General features: G+C 74.0%; 17 protein-coding genes. 5 read left to right on the plus strand and 12 right to left on the minus strand.

Annotated features, from left to right (window positions below):
- Nucleotides 1-6: 6 nt before the first annotated feature.
- Complete coding sequence (locus NBH00_RS23055; protein ID WP_367401356.1) at nt 7-1068, plus strand: aminopeptidase; 1062 nt, start codon at nt 7-9, stop codon at nt 1066-1068.
- Between the two features lie 18 nt (nt 1069-1086).
- On the opposite strand, the gene NBH00_RS23060 is transcribed toward NBH00_RS23055, so the two are convergent.
- Nucleotides 1087-1677, minus strand: a complete 591-nt coding sequence (locus NBH00_RS23060) for a hypothetical protein (RefSeq protein WP_254570918.1) — start codon at nt 1675-1677, stop codon at nt 1087-1089.
- Between the two features lie 145 nt (nt 1678-1822).
- On the opposite strand from NBH00_RS23060, the gene NBH00_RS23065 reads away from it, so the two are divergent.
- A complete protein-coding gene (locus tag NBH00_RS23065; RefSeq protein ID WP_254570919.1) occupies nt 1823-3514 on the plus strand; it encodes a hypothetical protein in 1692 nt (563 codons plus the stop codon).
- A gap of 46 nt (nt 3515-3560) precedes the next feature.
- Nucleotides 3561-5024, plus strand: a complete 1464-nt coding sequence (pyk, locus tag NBH00_RS23070; RefSeq protein ID WP_254570920.1) for a pyruvate kinase — start codon at nt 3561-3563, stop codon at nt 5022-5024.
- Here the strand turns inward: pyk and NBH00_RS23075 are convergent.
- The 4 genes from NBH00_RS23075 to NBH00_RS23090 all read right to left on the minus strand — a co-directional run bounded on the left by NBH00_RS23075 (nt 5011) and on the right by NBH00_RS23090 (nt 8975).
- Nucleotides 5011-5682: a TVP38/TMEM64 family protein gene (locus tag NBH00_RS23075; protein WP_254570921.1), complete on the minus strand. Its 672-nt coding sequence runs from the start codon at nt 5680-5682 to the stop codon at nt 5011-5013. The genes pyk and NBH00_RS23075 overlap by 14 nt on opposite strands.
- Before the next feature lie 38 nt (nt 5683-5720).
- Entirely contained in the window at nt 5721-7094 is a 1374-nt protein-coding gene (locus tag NBH00_RS23080) for an ABC1 kinase family protein (RefSeq protein ID WP_254570922.1), read from the minus strand.
- A 132-nt stretch (nt 7095-7226) separates the two neighbouring features.
- Complete coding sequence (locus NBH00_RS23085) at nt 7227-8114, minus strand: transposase (protein ID WP_254569811.1); 888 nt, start codon at nt 8112-8114, stop codon at nt 7227-7229.
- 108 nt (nt 8115-8222) lie between these two features.
- Nucleotides 8223-8975: an MBL fold metallo-hydrolase gene (locus NBH00_RS23090; RefSeq protein WP_254570923.1), complete on the minus strand. Its 753-nt coding sequence runs from the start codon at nt 8973-8975 to the stop codon at nt 8223-8225.
- Nucleotides 8976-9032: 57 nt separating this feature from the next.
- On the opposite strand from NBH00_RS23090, the gene NBH00_RS23095 reads away from it, so the two are divergent.
- Complete coding sequence (locus NBH00_RS23095) at nt 9033-9425, plus strand: VOC family protein (protein ID WP_254570924.1); 393 nt, start codon at nt 9033-9035, stop codon at nt 9423-9425.
- A gap of 69 nt (nt 9426-9494) precedes the next feature.
- Here NBH00_RS23095 and NBH00_RS23100 read toward each other — a convergent pair whose 3' ends face one another.
- Nucleotides 9495-10415 carry a hypothetical protein gene (locus NBH00_RS23100; RefSeq protein WP_254570925.1) on the minus strand — a complete coding sequence of 307 codons (921 nt, stop codon included), beginning with the start codon at nt 10413-10415 and terminating at the stop codon, nt 9495-9497.
- Nucleotides 10416-10515: 100 nt separating this feature from the next.
- Between NBH00_RS23100 and NBH00_RS23105 the strand changes: the two genes are divergently transcribed.
- A complete protein-coding gene (locus NBH00_RS23105; protein ID WP_254570926.1) occupies nt 10516-12054 on the plus strand; it encodes a Ppx/GppA phosphatase family protein in 1539 nt (512 codons plus the stop codon).
- A gap of 33 nt (nt 12055-12087) precedes the next feature.
- Here the strand turns inward: NBH00_RS23105 and NBH00_RS23110 are convergent, their stop codons facing one another.
- The 6 genes from NBH00_RS23110 to NBH00_RS23135 all read right to left on the minus strand — a co-directional run bounded on the left by NBH00_RS23110 (nt 12088) and on the right by NBH00_RS23135 (nt 18188).
- A complete protein-coding gene (locus NBH00_RS23110; protein WP_254570927.1) occupies nt 12088-13575 on the minus strand; it encodes an AAA family ATPase in 1488 nt (495 codons plus the stop codon).
- A gap of 49 nt (nt 13576-13624) precedes the next feature.
- Nucleotides 13625-14446 carry a hypothetical protein gene (locus NBH00_RS23115; RefSeq protein WP_254570928.1) on the minus strand — a complete coding sequence of 274 codons (822 nt, stop codon included), beginning with the start codon at nt 14444-14446 and terminating at the stop codon, nt 13625-13627.
- Nucleotides 14447-14621: 175 nt separating this feature from the next.
- On the minus strand, nt 14622-14957 hold the full coding sequence (locus NBH00_RS23120) for a hypothetical protein (protein WP_254570929.1): 336 nt from the start codon (nt 14955-14957) through the stop codon (nt 14622-14624).
- Between the two features lie 79 nt (nt 14958-15036).
- Complete coding sequence (locus NBH00_RS23125; RefSeq protein ID WP_254570930.1) at nt 15037-16629, minus strand: FAD-binding oxidoreductase; 1593 nt, start codon at nt 16627-16629, stop codon at nt 15037-15039.
- 45 nt (nt 16630-16674) lie between these two features.
- Nucleotides 16675-17808: an acetyl-CoA acetyltransferase gene (locus NBH00_RS23130; RefSeq protein ID WP_254570931.1), complete on the minus strand. Its 1134-nt coding sequence runs from the start codon at nt 17806-17808 to the stop codon at nt 16675-16677.
- On the minus strand, nt 17808-18188 hold the full coding sequence (locus tag NBH00_RS23135) for a Zn-ribbon domain-containing OB-fold protein (protein ID WP_254570932.1): 381 nt from the start codon (nt 18186-18188) through the stop codon (nt 17808-17810). The genes NBH00_RS23130 and NBH00_RS23135 overlap by 1 nt, the downstream gene beginning before the upstream one ends.
- Between the last annotated feature and the right edge of the window lie 74 nt (nt 18189-18262).

Here is an 18262-nt window from a genome sequence, read left to right on the forward strand (position 1 = left end):
GCGGCGATGGCCGACCTCCTCGCCGGGTACTGCCTCGACGTCCAGCACGGCCAGTCCGTCCTCATCCGCTCGACGACGCTCGCCGCGCCGCTCCTGCTCGAGCTGCAGCGCGCCGTGCTGCAGCGCAGCGCGTGGCCGATCCTCCGCGTCGAGCTGCCCGGCCAGACGCGCGGCTACTACGAGCACGCCCAGGACTGGATGCTCGACGAGTTCCCCGACGTCACGCTCGCCGAGGCGAAGAAGTGCCACGCCCAGCTCGGCATCCAGGCGCCGGACGACGTCCACGCCCTCGCCGGGGTGGACCCGCGGCGCCTCGCCCGCGCCCAGATCGCCCGCCGCCCGCTGCGCGAGTGGACGATGAAGAAGCGCTGGTGCTCGACCCTGTGGCCGACGCCCGCGGGTGCCGCCCACGCCGGCATGTCGCTCGAGGAGTTCGAGCGCTTCGTGTCCGCCGCCCAGTTCCTCGACCGGCCGGCGGGTGCCCAGGCGGCGTGGGGCGAGCTCGGCCGCTTCCAGGCGGACCTCATCGAGCGGCTCAAGGGCGCCCGCGAGCTGCGGATCGAGGCGCCGGGGACGGACCTGCGGCTCGACGTCCGCAAGCGGACGTGGGTGAACTCGGACGGCAGGCGCAACATGCCCTCCGGCGAGGTCTTCACCGGCCCGCTCGAGACGAGCGCGAACGGCCGCATCCGCTACACGATCCCGTCCTCGCCGTCGGGGGTCGACGTGCAGGGCGTCGAGCTCGAGTTCAAGGATGGCGTCGTCGTCCACGCCCAGGCGGAGGTCGGCGACGACTACCTGCAGCAGGTCCTGCAGACCGACGAGGGCGCGCGCCGCGTCGGCGAGGTCGGCATCGGCACGAACTTCGGCATCACCCGCCCGATCGGCGCGATCCTCTTCGACGAGAAGATCGGCGGGACCGTCCACGTCGCCCTCGGCCGCTCCTACCCCGAGACGGGCGGCCGGAACGAGTCCGCGGTGCACTGGGACATGATCTGCGACCTGCGCGGCGGCGGCCGCCTGACCGCCGACGGCGTCGTGATCCAGGAGGACGGGCGCTTCGTCTGAGCGCCGGGCGCGCCGGCGTCAGCTCGCCGCGGGCGGCGGCGCGGTGACGATGCGCAGGTCGGTCCCGTTCGGGTTGATCGTCGCCCGCCAGAGGGCGCCGCCCTGGCTGCCGTGCAGCCGCCAGCGCTGGCGGCCGGTCGCGCGGAGGACCTCGAGGCGCAGCTCGTCGACGGTCACGGGCGGGTCGCCGCGGGCCGCGATCGCCCGGGCGATGACCGACAGGGCGTTCGGGTTCAGATAGGACGAGAGGAAGGACGGCGACCCGGGGCGGTGGCGCTGGACGGCGACCGTGCCGCTCGCGCCGACGATCGTCATGCCGGCGAGCCGCTCCGGGGTCGGGCGGGCCAGCAGCTGGCCGGCGATGTCGCGGAAGTGCGCGTCGTCGGGCATGAGGACGCCCCCGACCGCCTTGCGCCCGCCGGCGGTGGCGCCCTGGTCACCGGCGATCGTCACGGCGGCGGCGGTGACGACGGCGGCCCCGGCGACGAGCATCGCGATGACGAAGCCGCGCAGCAGCCAGCGCCGCCAGCCGGTCGTCATCTGCGGCGCCCCGGCGTGGGGGTCGTCCGCGATCTGACCCGTCCCTGGGATGTCCCCGACCGTGCTCACCGTAGGAACCTGAGAGTACGCCCTGGACGGGCGGGATGTCTCACGTCGGCGGTGTCCGCTCGCACCGGAACTGCGTCAACGCGCCGCAGGAACGCTCAAGCGACGCGCCGCGTCTGCCGATAGCCCTCCTGTCGTCCCCCCCGCCATGCCGTCCACCCCCCTCCTCCGTCTCCGCCGGCGCGTCCGCACGGCCCTGCTGCCCGTCGCGCTCGGCGCCGGCCTCGTCGCGCTCGCCGCACCCGCCGGCGCCTCGGCCGCGTTCCAGTGCGACGCGAGCGCGCTGCGGGGCTCGGTCCTCGGCGCGCCGGCCCTCGAGCCGGTCACCGCGAACCGCACCGGCACCGTCTGCACGAGCCAGAGCGCCGGCGGCGCCGCCGCGGGCGCGGCCCTCTCGGCCCTGCCGCTCAACGCGAGCGTCCTCGGCGCGAGCACGTACGTCACGCCGGCGGGGACCGCGAACGACAAGCAGGCCGTGCTCGCCCAGGGCGGCCTCGGCAGCCTCACCGTCAAGGCGCTGCCGACGCTCCCGATCGCGCTGCCGACCGCGACGATCCCGGCGAACCTGCAGTCGATCACGGTGCCCCTCGGCACCGTGACGAGCGCGCTCGGGATCAGCCCGCTCGTGCTCGCGCTCATCCCGGGTCTTCCGGCGAACCTCACCTTCGACCTCACCGCCGCGATCGACGGCATCCTGCCGAACGGGCAGCTGCCGAACGTCGACCTCTTCTCCGTCGGGGCGGCGACCGCCTACGCCGGCGCGAACTGCAGCGGCGGCCGGGCGCGGACCTTCGGCCTCGCCCAGACCGCGGACATCACCGTCCTCGGTCAGCAGTTGCCGACCGAGGCGATCGTCGACCAGACGCTCGACCTCGACACGGGCAAGGCGATCCTCAGCTCGCTCGACGTCACGGAGATCCCGCTGCCGACCGGCCTCCCCGCCGCTCTGACGAGCCTGCTCAGCCCGCTGCTCTCGACGATCCAGACCGTCGTCCTCAAGCCGCTCGTCGTGGCCCTCCCGGACGTCCCGCTGCCCGTCGCGGTCGCCGAGGTGAAGCTCACGCCGAGCAGCCAGAGCACCTCCGCGACCGGCCGCCTCGTCCAGCAGGGCCCGCACCTGCAGGTCTCCGTCGCCGGACAGCGGATCGTCGACGTCGTCCTCGGCGAGGCGACGGTCAGCGCGAGCGGCGTCGACTGCACGGTCCCCGCCGCCGCCGCGCCCGTCGAGCCCGCCGTCCCCGAGAGCGCGGCCGACCTCGCGCTCGCGTGCACGAGCCGGCGCCTCGTCCTCGTCGACGTCCTGCAGAAGGGCAGGCGCGTGAAGCTCCTCGGCGCCGCCGATCGCAAGCTCGCCGGGCGCACCGTCGCCCTCCGCCTCGCCGCGACCGGACGGACCGTCGCGACCGCGAAGGTCGCGACGGACGGCAGCTTCAGCGCGACCGCCCCGCTGCCGCCGGCGAGGATCCGCGGCACGAACCGGGCCCGCTACCAGGCCGCCATCGGCCGCGAGAAGTCGCTCGATCTCAAACTCGCCCGGCGCATGGTCGTCTCCGCGGTGAGCGCGCGCGGCGGCAGGGTGACGATCGCCGGCCGCGTCATCCTCCCGCTCGCCAGCCCGCGGGCGAACATCACGCTCACCCGCCGCCTGTCCTGCCGGCGCAGCGAGGTCGTCAAGCGCTTCCGGCCCGCCGCGGACGGCACCTTCAAGGTGACGGTCGACGCGCCGGACGACGCGACCGCGGCGGTCTATCGCATGAGCACCGTCGTGCGCCGGACGACGCGGAGCCACACGACGTCCCCCACGTACACGCTCCCGCGTGGCGTGAACCTCACGCGCTGACGGCAGAATCACAGGACGCGGCCGCGGCCTCGGTAGGTTGCAGGCCGTGACCACCCGCCGCACGAAGATCGTCGCCACCATCGGCCCGGCCTCCCGGGACCCCGAGACCCTCGTCCAGCTCATCCACGCCGGGATGGACGTCGCGCGGCTGAACTTCAGCCACGGCACGCACGAGGAGCACCAGGAGACCGCCGACCTCGTCCGCGAGGCGGCCAACCGCGCCGGGCGACCCGTCGCGATCCTGCAGGACCTCCCGGGCCCGAAGCTCCGCATCGGCGCCGTGCGGGACGGCACCGTCGTCCTCCCCGCCCGCAGCGAGCTCACGGTCGTCTGCGGCCCGGTCGAGGGCCGCATCGGCGACGAGTCCGTCCTCTACATGGACTGGGAGGGCCTCGCGCGGGCGATCGAGGTCGGCGAGTCGATGTACCTCGCGGACGGGCGCGTGCGCCTGCGCGCGACCGCCGTGCGCGCCGACGCCGGCGAGATCGACGCGGTCGTCGAGGTCGGCGGCGCGGTCGCGAGCCGTCAGGGCCTGAACATCCCCGGCCCCGCGGACGAGCTGCCGGCGGTCCCCGAGGAGGACCTCGCCCACCTGCGCGCGGGCATCGACATCGGCGTGGACATGGTCGCGCTGTCCTTCGTCCGCCGCCCGGAGGACGTCGCCTTCGTCCGCGAGCACACCCGCGCGCCGCTCATCGCGAAGATCGAGAAGCCGCAGGCGGTCGCGCGCGCCGAGGACATCCTCCGCGTCGCGGACTGCGTCATGGTCGCCCGCGGCGACCTCGGCATCGAGCTCCCGATCGAGGAGGTGCCGATGGTGCAGAAGCGCCTGCTCGCGCTCGCGGGCTCGATGGCCCGCCCGTCCATCACGGCGACGCAGATGCTCGACTCGATGATCTCCTCGCCGCGGCCGACGCGTGCGGAGGTCGCCGACGTCGCGAACGCGATCCTCGACGGCACCGACGCGATCATGCTCTCGCAGGAGACGGCCGTCGGCGCGTACCCGGTCCTCGCCGTCGAGATGATGGCCTCGGTCGCGCTCCACACCGAGCGCTACGCGCCCTACCGCGAGTGGAACGAGAGCCGCGTCGTGCGCGACAGCCGCGACCCCTCGTACACCGTCGCGCACGCGGCCTGCAAAGCGGCGCACGACCTCGAGCTCGACGCGCTCGTCATCCCGACGCTCTCGGGCCGGTCGGCGCGGCTCGTGTCCGCGCACCGGCCGAGCGTGCCGATCTTCGCGCTCTCGCCGGGGCGCGAGACCGTCCGCCGCTGCGGCCTGATGTGGGGCGTGCAGGCGGCGTCGATGGCGCGGTACGAGATCACGGAGGAGCTCATCGCGGGCGCCGCGGCGCGGGTCGTCGAGCTCGGGTGGTGCCGGCCGGGGATGCGCGTCGGCATCACCGCCGGCCTGCCGAGCGGGCGCCCCGGGTCGACGTCGCTCATGCAGGTCCAGGAGCTGCCGCAGCCGGGTGACACGTGGGCGCCCACCCGCGTCATCGCCGGCTAGGGCGTCCTCCGAGCGACCGGACGGCCGCCGTGATCTCCGGGTCGCGCGCGGCGACCGCCAGCCCGGCGAGGGCCATGACGACGAGGACCGCGAGCGCGACGATCGCCTGCCAGGAGCCGAGGTTCCCGAGGTTCCCGCCGAGGGCCGTGTAGGCGAAGGCCCGCGGGGCGGCGCCGATCGCGGTCGCGGCCGCGAAGACCGGCAGGCGGATCGGGGTGAGCCCGGCGCCGTAGTTCACCGCGTTGTACGGCAGGCCCGGGGCGAGCCGCGCGGTGAAGATCGCGAGGAAGCCCTTGCGGCCGACGAACTCCCGGAAGGCGCTGACGCGCGGGCCGGCGACCTCGACGACGGCGTCGTGCGCCCACCAGCGCGCCAGCGCGAAGGCGAGCGACGCGCCGAGCACCGCCGAGACGAGCGAGACCGGGAAGCCGAGCGCCGTCCCGAACACGAGCCCGGCCGCGCCCGAGAGGATCGGGCCCGGGAAGAACGCGACGGTGAGCAGCGACGAGGCCGCGATGAAGAGCAGCGGCCCGAGGACGCCGTGGCCCTCGGCGGCGTCCCGCACGCGGTGCACGGAGATCGCCCCGCTGAGCGCGAGGACGACGATGCACGCCGCGACGAACGCGGTGAGCGAGAGGATCCGCAGGCGCGGGCCCACCGGGGACGGCCTCCGGGACCGGGCGGGCCGCGCGCCGATCAGCGGCCGCGGCGTGCGTAGAACGCGGCCTCGGCCTCGCCGAGCTCGGTCACCGGCGCGTCGCCGAAGGTCCACTCGCGGGCGATCCGGTGCCAGTTCGCGCTCGCGCCGAGCTGGCCGAGGACGGCGAGCGTCATGTGCTCGAGGCGCCGGCCGAAGAGGTACTCGCGGGGGAAGTTCTCGTGCCGCATGCGGGCGAAGTGCTCGCCCATGGGCGTCGAGATGCCGAGGACGATCTCGCTGGCGATCTGCGGGGTCAGGCGGACCTCGGCGTCGTCGGTGTACCACCACGTCGAGTAGCGGGCGAACTCGAGCAGCCGCTCGGGGTCCATCCGCGTCGCGTCGTTGAGGAAGCCCTCCCGCGCCCACAGCGCGTGCAGCGCCTCGGCGTCGCCCTTGTCGACGAGGCGCTGGGTCTCGAGCTCGACCTCGGCGATCCGCGGGTCGATGACCTTGAAGAGCCCGAAGTCCAGGAAGCAGACGCGGCCGTCCTTCATGACGAGGAAGTTGCCCGGATGCGGGTCGCCGCTGAACTGGTGGTGGCGGTACATGCAGCCGAAGTAGAAGCGGAAGACGATCTCGCCGAGGCGGTCGCGCTCGGCGTCGGTCGCGTGCTCGTTGATCTCGTCGAAGCCCTCGCCCTCGACGAACTCGGAGACGATGACCCGCTCGCGGCAGAGGTCGGTCATGACCTCGGGGATGACGATGAACGGGTGGCCGCGGTAGATCCGCGCGAGCCGCCGCTGGTTGGACGCCTCGAGCTCGTAGTCGAGCTCCTCCCCGACGCGCTCGCGGATCTCGTCGGCGAGCTCGCCCGCGTCGATGCCCGGCACCATCCGCTTGATGAGCCGCATGATGATGCCGAGGTTCTGCATGTCCGCCCGGACCGCCGCGCTGATGCCCGGGTACTGGACCTTCACGGCGACCTCGCGGCCGTCCTCGCGCAGGCGGGCGCGGTAGACCTGCCCGATCGAGGCGGCGGCGATCGCCGTCTCGTCGAACTCGCTGAAGACGTCCTTGAGCTTCTCGCCGAGGTCGGACTCGATGACCTTCTTCATGTCCTTGAAGGCGACGTTCGGGGCGGCGTCGCGCAGGGCGGCGAGCTTGAGCTGGAACTCCTCGCGGTGCTCCTCGGGGACGAGGCCGACGTCGAGGAAGCTCAGCACCTGGCCGAGCTTCATCGCGGCGCCCTTCATCGTCCCGAGGGCGGTGACGATCTGCTCGGCCGACTCGAGCTGGCGCCGCGCCATCGCCGCGCGCGCCTCCTCCTCCGACCGCGTGAGGTTCGCCGCGCGGGTGCCGTACTGCCGCGCGGCCTGCTCGGCCGCGAGGCGCCCGACGACCGCGGTGCGCCGCAGTCGCGAGGTGGGCATGGGCTGGTCCTTCTTCGCCATCCGGGGAGTGTCGCAGGCGGAGGGTGCCGCCACGCCAAGACGCGCAGGGGACCGGCTCGAAGCGCGGTCCCCGCGCAGCAGCGTGGCTAGATGATTGATTCCGCGGTCTGGTCAGCTGGTGTAGTTGGCCAGGGCGCGGGTCGGGCGGCCGAGGTGGCTGTTGAGGTAGATGCCGGCGGTGAGGGCGAGCATGCGTTGCAGGACGCGGCCGCGGAGGTTGTGCAGGGTCCGGGCGCCATGGCGTTCGAGGCTGAGCAGGTCTTTGCAGGTCCAGAAGATCGACTCCACGCGTTGGCGGACCTTGGCCAGCCGTGGCGCGGTCTGGGGTTCGTCTTTGCGTGGGGGCCGTAGTAGCAGGGCTCCCATCTGCCCGATCGCGGCGGCGAAGTCGCGGCCGGAGTAGTTCTTGTCGCCGATGATCGTCTCGCCGCCACGGAGCGCGCCGGGGAGCATCGAGAGGGCGACGTCGCGTTCGGGCCGGTCGGCCCCGAGCAGCCGTAGCGCTCTGGGCGTGCCGTCCAGGCCGAAGACGCCGTGCAGGCGCATGCCGAAGAACCAGCGGGAGTGGCTGGGGCAGTAGCCGTAGGCGGCAGCGTCGGCGATCGCATCACCGAGGCGGCCCGCGCCGGCGCGCTTGACGGTCTCGCGCGAGCGCGCGGTTTCCACCGGGGTTGAGTCGATGACGACGACGTCATCCCAGTACCCCGGGCACTCGCGGGCGAGCACGGAGAGGACGTGTTCCAGCTCATCGACCAGCCGGGCGCGGCGTTTGTGCCAGCCCGACTGGCCGATCAACGACGGAAACAAGCCGGTGAGCTGCCGGCCGGCGGCGCGCAAGAACCGCCGGTCGGAGGTGATGCCCATCATCGACTGTGCGACGAGCAACGTGATGACCTCCGCGTCGCTGAGCCTGCGCCTGGCGTTCGCCGCCTTCTCAGGAAGGAGATCGTCGGCGATGCAGAACACTGTGATGAGCAGCAGGTCGAGGTCGGCGTCCAATCGAGGCCCCCAGGGTCGGCGATGGGTGTTGTGAGCACCGCCGACTTCGACCTGCCTGCTTATGTCCCCTCAAACCCACGCCCCCAACCCAGGCGTGGAATCACTCATCTAGCCGCGCACGACCTTCGACCCCGGGACGATGTCGTCGGAGCCGTCGGGCCAGCGGACCCAGGCCTTGTGGCCGCCGTCGTAGTCGTCCCCGAGGTGGACGAGCGTCGCCTGCTCGTCGAGGGCGGTGCACGTCTCGTCGCCCTCCGGGTCGACCCCTCGCCAGATCCGCACGAAGGAGTTCGTCTCCAGCTCGTCCGCGACGGTCGTCGGATCGGTGTGCCCCGGGCGGATGACCGTCTCGCCGGGGAGGGCGAGCAGGACGTCCATGATCGAGTGCTTGATGTCGGCGAACGTCGTGTGACCGGGCGCGCGCACGCCGCCGACCGAGTTCTTGAAGAGCGTGTCGCCGGTGAAGACGTTGCCGTCGACGAGCAGCGAGAGCATCCCGAGCGTATGCCCGGGGGTGTGGAGCGTCTTGACGGTGAGGCCGCCGACGGCGATCTCGTCGCCGGGCTCCATCGTCCCGGTGATGTGGCCGGAGAACTCGTCGGCGACGAGCGGGCGCTCCTGCGGATGGATGAGCACCTCGGCGTCCGGGAACGCCTCGAGGATCTGGGCGAGCTCGCTGACATGGTCCCAGTGGTGATGCGTCAGGAGGACGTGCGTGACGTCGACGTCCTGCTCCTTCGCGGCCTTCAGCAGCGGCGCGACCGGCCCGCCGGCGTCGACGAAGAAGCCGCTGCCGCCCGCCTCCCCCACGAGGTACGTGTTGGAGAGGAAGTCGTCGTTCATGGAGCGTTCGATGATCACGCGCCCGATGCTACCCAGACCACACGGGGTCACTCGCGCCGCGCTACGTTCCGTCCCATGCCTTCAGAGCTCATCCACACCTGTTACCGCATCGGCGACATCGACCGGTCCGTCGCCTTCTACGAGGCGCTCGGCTTCGACGAGCTGCGCCGCATGGACCTCCCCGACGGCGCCATCAACGTCTTCATGGGCCTGCCCGGCGACGGCGCGCGCCTGGAGCTCACGAAGAACCCGGGCGTAGAGAGCTACGAGCTCGGCACCGGGTACGGCCACATCGCCGTGACCGTCGACGACCTCGACGCCACCCTCGCGAACCTCGCCGAGCAGGGCATCACCCCCGAGCGCGCGCCGTACACGGTGAGCGACGGGGGGTCGCGGCTCTGCTTCGTCCGCGACCCCGACGAGTACCGGATCGAGCTCATCGAGCACGGCCCCGAGACCGCCTCGTAAGCGACGCCGCGGGTCGGCGTGCGGTCTCGCCGGGGGATATCCCCCACGCGACCGCACGCCGGCCCCGCGCTAGCCGAACGTCACCTTCGCCGTCTGCGCGCGGCTCATCGTCGTCACGCACGTCGCGACGCTCGTCGCCTGCCCGGCGACGGGCGCGTGGACGGCGGAGCAGGCGCCGCTGATCGTGACGGTCGCGTTCGGCGCGCCGGTCGCCGTGACGGTGACCGGGGTGTTCGGCGAGAACGAGCCGATGCAGTTGCCGACGACGCCGGTGCGGGTGACATGGCACGCGATGCCGCCCTCGGGCGAGGTCGTGACGTCACCCTCGAGCGCGCCGCCGCCGGTGATGACGGCGAGGCTGAACTCGCCGATGCTCGCGGTGCGCTTCGCGCCGGAGTGCGTCCAGGCGATCGTCTCGCCGCTCATCCGCAGCGACGACGGCCTGAGCTTCGACGACGGGCCGCTGTCGAGCAGCTGCTGGTTGCCGTGGGCGTCGAACGCGTAGACGTAGACCGTCGAGTCGGTGCTGTTGCCTGAGCCGAGGCCGACGTAGGCGACGGCGAGCTCGCCGAGGTTGTTGATGCGGGCCGCGCCGATCTGCGGGGTCACGGGGTCGACGTCGAACTCGATGTCGTACGGCGGGTAGAGGCCGTGGCGCTTGCGGCCGGTGCGGGCGTCGACGACGGCGATCGTGTCCTGGGCGGAGATCGTCCGGGTGAAGGCGACGTACGCGCCCTTCGCCGCGACGAGCTTCACCGCGCCGGCCTTGAACGGCTGCGTGAGCGCGACGACCGGACCGCGCGGCTTCGCGCAGCCGTAGAAGCGGTAGGAGCTGCCGGTCCTCACCTTGTAGACCTTCACGACGGTGCTGTGGGCGAGCTCCGGGCCGTGGGTCTGGTTGCAGCGTTTCGTGGACGCGGACGCGTCGGTGGACGGGACGAGGGCGACCGCCGCGGCGACCGCCAGGGGAAGGAGGGCTCGAGTGCGCATGATGCGAACGTAACGAGCACCGCGCGCGATGGTGACGGGGTTTTCCACCGACCGCGCGTGGCGTCCTACGTGACCGCGACGGATGCGCGAGGATGCGCCCGTGGCCGCCCCGTCCGACTCGCCCGACCTGCGCCTCGCGGTCGTCGATCTCGGGTCCAACTCCTTCCGCCTCGTCGTCTTCGAGGCTGGGCAGGGGACGTGGCGGCGGACGGACGAGATCTACGAGCCGGTCCGCATCGGCGAGGGCATGGGCGCCAGCGGCGAGCTCGGGAAGCCGCCGATCGCCCGCGCCCTCGACACCCTCGACGTCTTCGCCCACTTCGCCCGGGCGAGCGGGCTCGGGGCCGGCGAGCTCGACGTCGTCGCGACGAGCGCGATCCGCGAGGCCGCGAACTCGGCGACGTTCCTCGCGCGCGCGCGCGGCCTCACCGGCCTGGCGATCCGGGTGCTCTCGAAGGAGCAGGAGGCGCACTACGGCTACCTCGCCGCGGTGAACTCGACGACGCTCGCGGACGGCGGCGTCCTCGACCTCGGCGGCGGCTCGATGCAGCTCGTGCACGTCGTCGGGCGCCACGCCCGCGAGACGAGCTCGTGGCGGATGGGCGCCGTGCGGATGACGGAGCGCTTCCTCCCCGGGGGCGGCCCGCAGAAGCGCAAGGCGCTCGACGAGCTGCGCGCGCACGTCACGGGGCGCCTCGAGAAGGCGGAGTGGCTCCCCCGCTGCGGCGACCGCATCGTCGGCACCGGCGGCACGGTCCGCAACCTCGCCGCCGCCGTCCAGCGGGCCGAGGGCCTGCCGTCGATCGGCGTCCAGGGCCAGGTCATCACCCTCGACGCCCTCGACGCCCTCGTCGAGCGGCTCGCCGGCCTGCCCGCCGCCGAGCGCCGCTCGGTCCCCGGCATCAAGCCCGGCCGCGCCGACGTCATCCTCGCCGGCGCCGTCGTCGTCCGCTGCGTGCTGGAGACGGGCGGCTTCGCCGGGATCGAGGCGACCGAGGCGGGCCTGCGCGAGGGCGTCTTCTTCGAGCGCCTCCTGCGCGACGAGGGCGACCCGCCGCTGCTGGAGGACGTCCGCCGGGCGAGCGTCCTGAACCTCGCGGCGCGCTACCGCGTGGAGCCGGCCCACACCGAGCACGTCGCGCGCCTCGCCCTCGGGCTCTTCGACGAGCTCGCCGCCGCCGGCCTGCACGACGGCGACCCGATCGAGCGCGAGCTGCTGTGGGCCGCGTGCTGCCTGCACGACATCGGGATGTCCGTCGACTACGACGACCACCACAAGCACTCGCAGTACCTCATCCTCAACGCGGGCCTGCCGGGCTTCACGCCCGCCGAGCTCGCGATCATCGCCCAGGCCGCGCGCTACCACCGCAAGGGGATGCCGGACCCCGGGCCGATGGCGCCGCTGCTGAACGCCGTCGGCCGCGCACGGCTCGACCGCTGCGCGGTCCTCCTCCGCCTCGCCGAGGACCTCGAGCGCGCCCGCGACCAGGCGGTGACGGCCGCGCACGTGACGGTCCGCCCCGGCGAGGTGCGGCTGCGGCTCGAGGCAGAGGACGCCACGGCCCTTCCGCGGTGGGCGGCCGAGCGCGAGGTCGACCTCTTCGCCCGCGCCTTCGGCCGCGACCTCGTCGTCCGCTGAGACGTCCCGCGACCGCCCGCCCCGCGCCGCGGCTCAGCCCGCCGCGGCCGCTCGCACGTCGCCGGCCGTGATCGCCATGAGCTGCTCGCGGGTCGGCGCGGCCCCCGGCCCGCCCGCCATGAGCCGCTCGGCCTGGTGCCCGATGACGTCGTCGAAGAGGTTGCGCGCGACGCGGGCGTTCGCGAAGAAGCGGTCGCGGCGGGCGTGCAGGTCGGCGAGCACCTCGCGGAGCGCGGCGCGCGCCGCGTCGTCGAGGGCGTAGTCGGCCTGCGCGGCGAAGGCGGCGAAGATCGCGACGAGCTCGTCGGGCGCGTAGTCGGCGAAGGTGATCGTCTCCGAGAAGCGGCTCGCGAGGCCGGAGTTCGTCGCGAGGAACTCCCCCATCTCCTTCGGGTACCCGGCGACGATGACGGCGAGGCGGTCGCGGTCGTCCTCCATCCGCTTCAGCAGCTCGGTCACCGCCTCGGGCCCGAAGTCGCCCGGGCTGTCGGGCCGCACGAGCGAGTAGGCCTCGTCGATGAAGAGGACGCCGTCGAGGGCGCCGTCGACGACCTTGTTGACGAGCGCCGCCGTCTGCCCGACGTAGCCGGAGACGAGGTCGGCCCGGGTGACCTCGGCGACGCGGTCGGTCCCGAGCAGGCCGAGCGCGTGGTAGAGCCGGCCGAAGAGCCGCGCGACCGTCGTCTTGCCCGTGCCCGGCGCCCCGACGAAGACGAGGTGCAGGCTGACGTCGGCGCGCCTCAGCCCGGCGGCGGCGCGCAGCGCGCCCACGCGCAGCAGCTCGGCCATCCGCTTCATCTCGGCCTTCACCTCGGCGAGGCCGATGAGCGCGTCGAGGTCGGCGAGCGCCGCGCGGTAGGCGACCTCGTCGAAGCCGGACGGCGCCTGCGGCTCCGGCGCGAACGTCGCGGGCGGGAAGCGCGGCGGGGCCGGCGCGGGCCCGGCGAGCGGCGGGCCGTGCGAGGTGCGGACCTCGCCGAGCTCGGCCTCGATCTGGGCGATGAGCTTGTCGGCCCCGGGCGGTCGCAGCTCCCGGGCGAGCGTCAGCGCCTCGCGGAGCGCGGCGTCCGCCTCGCCGCGCCGGCCGAGCCGCCGCAGCGGGAAGCTCATGAGCAGCCGCGTCTGCGCCGCCGGCCAGTAGCTCGGGCTGATCTGGAACGCGACCGCGAGCGACTGCTGGAAGGCCCCGACGGCCGCCGCGTGGTCGCCCGCGTGATGGAGCGCGACGCCGAGCTCGGCGAGCAGCGCGCACCGCTCGGGCAGCGGGAGGACGTCGCCGAGGCCGTCGGCGATCGCGACGGCGTCCCGGAGCTGGACGACGGCCTCGGCGTCGCGCTGCTGGAGGCGCAGGCGCGTCGCCCGGACCCGGCACAGCGCGAGCTGCTCGGCCCGGCCGTAGCCCAGGCCCGCCGCCTGCTGGCCCGCGACCCGCTCGAAGTCCTCGGCGCGGCCGTACTCGCCGTCCCGCGCGAGCTGCTCCGCCTGCTCGAGGTATGAGGCCACGCGCTCGTCGAGATCCACGGCGCCGATGCTACGGGCCGCGGACCTCGACGCGTGACCGCCCCCCGCGTCAGTCCTTCGGGCCCGAGAAGATCACGTAGAACCGCTTGTGGGTGCTGGTGTCGCCCCCGGCCATCGGGTCGTCGTTGACCGTGACCGTCCCGTCGCTGTTGCGCGGGCTGACGACGAAGTAGCGGCCCGTGTTCGTCGAGAGGCCCGTGCCGCCGTTCGCGACGGTGTCGACCGGCGCGCAGGCAACGACGTTCGGGATCGCGCACCGCGTCGCGGTGATCTCCCCCGAGAACTCCGGGTTCAGGTCGGCGCCGGTGTTGCGGCCGTTGACCCGGGTGCCGTCCGTGGCGTTGTCCGACGCGAGCCCGTCGCCCTTGAGCGAGTACTGGTTCTCCGGCGCGATCGTCGCGACGACGGCGTTGTCGGAGAGGTCGGTGTCCCCGGAGTCGATGTACACGTTGCCCTCGCCCGCGGAGCCCGCCGGGTAGGCGTTCGCGATGCGGAAGCCGCCGGACTGCGCCTCGATGGCGCCCGCCCGGTTCACGAGCACCCAGCGCGACGGACCCTCGGGCCCGATGTCGCCCTTGTCGCCCTTCGCGCCGGTGGCCCCGGTGGCCCCGGTCGCGCCCTTCGGGAGCTGACCCGCGGCGAAGTCCCGGCCGAGGAGCGAGCCGTCCTTGACGTCGCTGCTGCGCAGCGTGCCCGTCCGGATGTCCGACGTCGTCAGCGAGTTGTTCCTGATGTCCGACGTCGTGACCGAGTTGTTCTTGATGTTCGCGCCCGTGATGAGGTGGGCGGCCTCGGCCGGCCCGCCGAGGGCGATGAACAGCGACGTCACCGCGATGCCCGTGGACGCCGTGCTCCTGCTGATGCGCTTCATGTGGAGGTCTCTCCCCGTTCGTGTTGATCCCGCAGAACGGTCCCGCCCCCCACACGGGGAGCGAACCTAAGAGAACTCTTCTGAAAACTCCCGGCGCGTGGTTCACCCCGCGCGACAGGCGGTCGCGACCTGGCGCGGCCGCGGCACGCGCCGGCGGCGCGCCGGCGGCCCGCCGTCAGCCCCGCGGGTCGAGCGGGTCGAACGTCCGCTCGTCCTCGCGGGCCGGGCCGACCGGCACGTAGATCGGCTCGGCGGGGGCGGTGATGACGTCCGTCTCCTCGAGCTCGAGCTCCGGCGGCTCCATCCCGTCGCAGATGAGCCGGAAGGCGCCCGTCCCGAGCTTCGGGTCGGCCTCGAGCAGGAGGCCGGCGATCGTGTCGCCCTCCTCCCACTGCATCCGCTCGATCTCGTACGGGTGCATGCGGACCGTGTGGGGCGGGAAGGGGCAGGACTTGTTGTGCTGCGCCTTCGCCTTCGTGATCGCCTCGAAGTTCTTACCCTCAGCAGACATCGTCGGCCCATGATGGCACCCTCGGCCTGCGGCCCCGCCCGCCGGTGACAGCTCACCGCCGCTCTGCGCGGCCGAGCTGTCACTCACCGCCGAGCAGGACGCCCGGGTTCAGGCGCCCGTGCGGGTCGACCGCCGCCTTGGCCCCCGCGAGCGCCGCGGCGAAGACGTCCGGCCGCTGCCGGTCGTACCAGAGACGGTGGTCCCGGCCGACGGCGTGGTGGTGGGTGATCGTGCCGCCCGCGCCGATGATCGCGTCGCCCGCCGCCTGCTTCATCGCCGCCCACTGCGCGAGCTCGTCGCCGCGCCGGGCCGGCGCCACGATCGTGTAGTACGGCGCCGGGCCGTCGGGGTAGACGTGGGTGAACCGGCAGGAGAGGCGGCACGGCTCGCCGACCGCCGCCCGCACGGCCCCCATGACCTCGGCGTGGAAGGCGGGGAAGCGCTCCCACGTGATCGCCGTCTCGAAGGTGTCGGTCAGCACCCCGAGGCGGACCATCGCGTCGCGGAGGTAGGGCATCGCGAGGAACGCGTCCCGCCAGGTGTCCACGGCCCCACCTGGCGTCCCCGCCCCGTCGCGGGGCGCCGGGTCGTCCCACGCCCCGCCGTGCGCGCGGCAGAGGGCGAGCCCGCGCCGCAGGTCGTCGCCGACGTCGACCGCGGCCGCCGTCGACTCGAAGCCGAGCACGAGGACGGCGTGCGTCCCGTCCCCGGCGCCGGTGCTCTGCGCCTCCACCTCGTCGAGGAGCCGCAGGTTCGCCGGGGTCAGGCCGGACTGGGCCACCGCGCGCACCGCCTCGGCGCCGGTCGCGAAGTCGGGGAAGCGGACGGCCTGCGACGCGCGGTGCGCCGGCCGCGGCTGCACCCGCATCCACGCCTCGGTGATGACGCCGAGCGTCCCCTCGGAGCCGAGCAGCAGCCGGTCGGGCGACACGCCCGCCCCGCTCCCGGGCAGGCGCCGGGACTCCCACGCGCCGACCGGCGTGATCGCCCGCACGGACTCGACGAGGTCGTCGATGTGGGTGCGCGCGGTGGCGAAGTGGCCACCCGCGCGGGTCGCGATCCAGCCGCCGAGCGTCGCGAGCTCGAAGGACTGCGGGAAGAAGCGCAGCGTGAGGCCGTGCTCGCGCAGCTGCGCCTCGAGCGCAGGCCCGCTCGCGCCCGCCTGGATGCGGGCGCTGCGGGAGACGGCGTCCACCTCGAGGACACGGTCCAGCCGCCCGAGGTCGACGCTCACGACCCCGTCGAAGCCGGCCGGGACGCGCGGCTCGACCCCGCCGCAGACCGAGGTCCCCCCGCCGTACGGGACGAGCGCGGCGTTCGCGCCGTCGGCCCACGCGAGGACCGCCTCGAGCTCCCGCTCGTCCGCCGGGCGCGTGACGGCGTCCACCGCGTGATCGATCCGGCCGCGGAACGCGCGGATGATGTCCGGATAGGACTTGCCGAGCGAGTGGTGCACGCGGTCGAGCGCGTCGGTGCTCGCGCTCGGCAGGCCGGCGACGTCGAGCCGCGGCGCCGGCAGGGCGATGTCCTCCGGGCGTGCCGGGTCCTCGACGGGGCCGAGGTCCCCGAAGCCGAGGGTGGCCGTCGCGAGGGCGGCGACGGCGTGCGGGTCGATCCGCGCGTCCTCGTAGCCCCAGCCCCACCAGTTCCTCACGCGCGCCGTGGTGCTCATGCGCCGATGCTCGCAGCGTCGGGGGCGGCGCGTGCGGGGGCGGCTTCAGACGGTCGCGGCGGAGCCGAGGATGACGGTGTTCTGCCCCGAGAAGACGCCGCCGTTGCCGTGGCCGAGGACGACGTCGTGCGCGCCCGAGCGGATCTGCCGGACCGCCTCGACGAGCAGCAGCAACCCGTACATCCCCGGGTGCTGGTAGGCCAGCCCGCCGCCGTTCGTGTTCACCGGCAGCGACCCGCCGGGCGCGATCGCCCCCGACGCGACGAACGGGCCGCCGTCCCCCTTCGCGCAGAAGCCGAGGTCCTCGAGGAAGAGGATCGGCGTGATCGTGAACGCGTCGTAGAGCTGGACGCCCGTGACGTCGGCGACGGTGAGACGCGCCTGGGCGAAGGCGCGGGCGCCGGACTGCACCGCGGCGGTCTCGACGAGCGACGGCATCGAGGAGAGGTGGCGGTGGGTCGACGCCTCCCCCGCGCCGAGCAGGTGGACGGGCGGCTGCCGGAGCGTCCGCGCGCGCTCGGCGCCCGTGACGACGAGCGCGCCGCCGCCGTCGGTGAGCAGGCAGCAGTCCTTCACGCCGAGCGGGTCGCAGAGGCGCGGGGCGGCGAGCACGTCCGCGACGGTGAGCGGGCCCTTGCCGTACGTCCACGCGCGCTCGTTCGAGGACGCCCACTCGCGGGCGCTCACCGCCACCGCCGCGAGCTGCTCCGGGGTCGTGCCGAACTCGTGCATGTGCCGGGACGCCGCGAGCGCGTAGGCGGTCATCGGCAGCATCGGGCGGTACGGCGCCTCCCACTCCGACACCTCCTGCACCGACGCCTTGTCGCGGCCCACCGAGCGCTGCGTGGAGCCGTAGGCGATGAGCGCGACCTCGCAGTCCCCGCGCTCGATGGCCGCGCGAGCGTGGGCGAGGTGCGCGAGCGGCGAGCCCCCGCCGACCTGCGTGGAGTCGAACGTCCGCGCCGTCCGGATCCCGAGCGCCTCGCCGAGGTTCAGCGACGCCCACGGCAGCTGCGTCGACGCCGCGTAGAGGCCGTCGACGTCCGCGAGCCCGAGGCCGCAGTCCTCCAGGGCCCGCAGCGACGCCTGCGCCATGAGGTCGGTCGGCGTCAGCCCGGGCGCGACCTGCCCGAGGTCGGACTCGGCGGCGCCGGCGATGGCGACGCCCGCAGGCCGCATCACAGCCCATCGGAGCCGGGCGAAGGAGCCCCTGGCGACGGAGCCCGAGCGCCCTGCGCGAGGTCTTCCACGAAGACGGGGACCTCCCCGTCCCAGGCCAGCCGGACGCGCATCCCCACCCGAACGGCGTCGGGCGCGATGCCGACGATCCGGCTCATGAGGCGCACGCCCTCGTCGAGGTCGACGAGCGAGAGGTCGTACGGGTCCTCGCCTGCGCGGCGGATCGTCGTCGTCGCGTGGACGGTGCCGAGGCCGTCGCTCACGCGCCACCCGGCGCCGCGCACCTGCGGGGGCCAGAGCGGCAGGCCCGCGGCGTCGACCTGGTAGGCGAGCTCCCCGCGGGAGGCGTGGCCGGCGAAGGTGCGTGCGGGGGACTCCATGCCCGGCAGCTTGCCCGACGCACACGACGGCACCGTTGTCGGCGCGCGCGGGCTCGTCGCCGCGCGACCCCGCC

This window comes from Paraconexibacter antarcticus (genome assembly GCF_024220175.1).
GTDB classification, from domain to species: domain Bacteria; phylum Actinomycetota; class Thermoleophilia; order Solirubrobacterales; family Solirubrobacteraceae; genus Paraconexibacter; species Paraconexibacter antarcticus.

Excerpts from the sequence above, each read along its gene's own strand:
- NBH00_RS23055 (WP_367401356.1), top strand. The coding sequence starts at position 7 with ATGGCCGACCTCCTCGCCGGGTACTGCCTCGACGTCCAGCACGGCCAG.
- NBH00_RS23065 (WP_254570919.1), top strand. The coding sequence starts at position 1,823 with ATGCCGTCCACCCCCCTCCTCCGTCTCCGCCGGCGCGTCCGCACGGCC.
- NBH00_RS23080 (WP_254570922.1), bottom strand. The coding sequence starts at position 7,094 with ATGCCCACCTCGCGACTGCGGCGCACCGCGGTCGTCGGGCGCCTCGCG.
- NBH00_RS23095 (WP_254570924.1), top strand. The coding sequence starts at position 9,033 with ATGCCTTCAGAGCTCATCCACACCTGTTACCGCATCGGCGACATCGAC.
- NBH00_RS23100 (WP_254570925.1), bottom strand. The coding sequence starts at position 10,415 with ATGCGCACTCGAGCCCTCCTTCCCCTGGCGGTCGCCGCGGCGGTCGCC.
- NBH00_RS23115 (WP_254570928.1), bottom strand. The coding sequence starts at position 14,446 with ATGAAGCGCATCAGCAGGAGCACGGCGTCCACGGGCATCGCGGTGACG.
- NBH00_RS23120 (WP_254570929.1), bottom strand. The coding sequence starts at position 14,957 with ATGTCTGCTGAGGGTAAGAACTTCGAGGCGATCACGAAGGCGAAGGCG.
- NBH00_RS23125 (WP_254570930.1), bottom strand. The coding sequence starts at position 16,629 with ATGAGCACCACGGCGCGCGTGAGGAACTGGTGGGGCTGGGGCTACGAG.
- NBH00_RS23130 (WP_254570931.1), bottom strand. The coding sequence starts at position 17,808 with ATGCGGCCTGCGGGCGTCGCCATCGCCGGCGCCGCCGAGTCCGACCTC.
- NBH00_RS23135 (WP_254570932.1), bottom strand. The coding sequence starts at position 18,188 with ATGGAGTCCCCCGCACGCACCTTCGCCGGCCACGCCTCCCGCGGGGAG.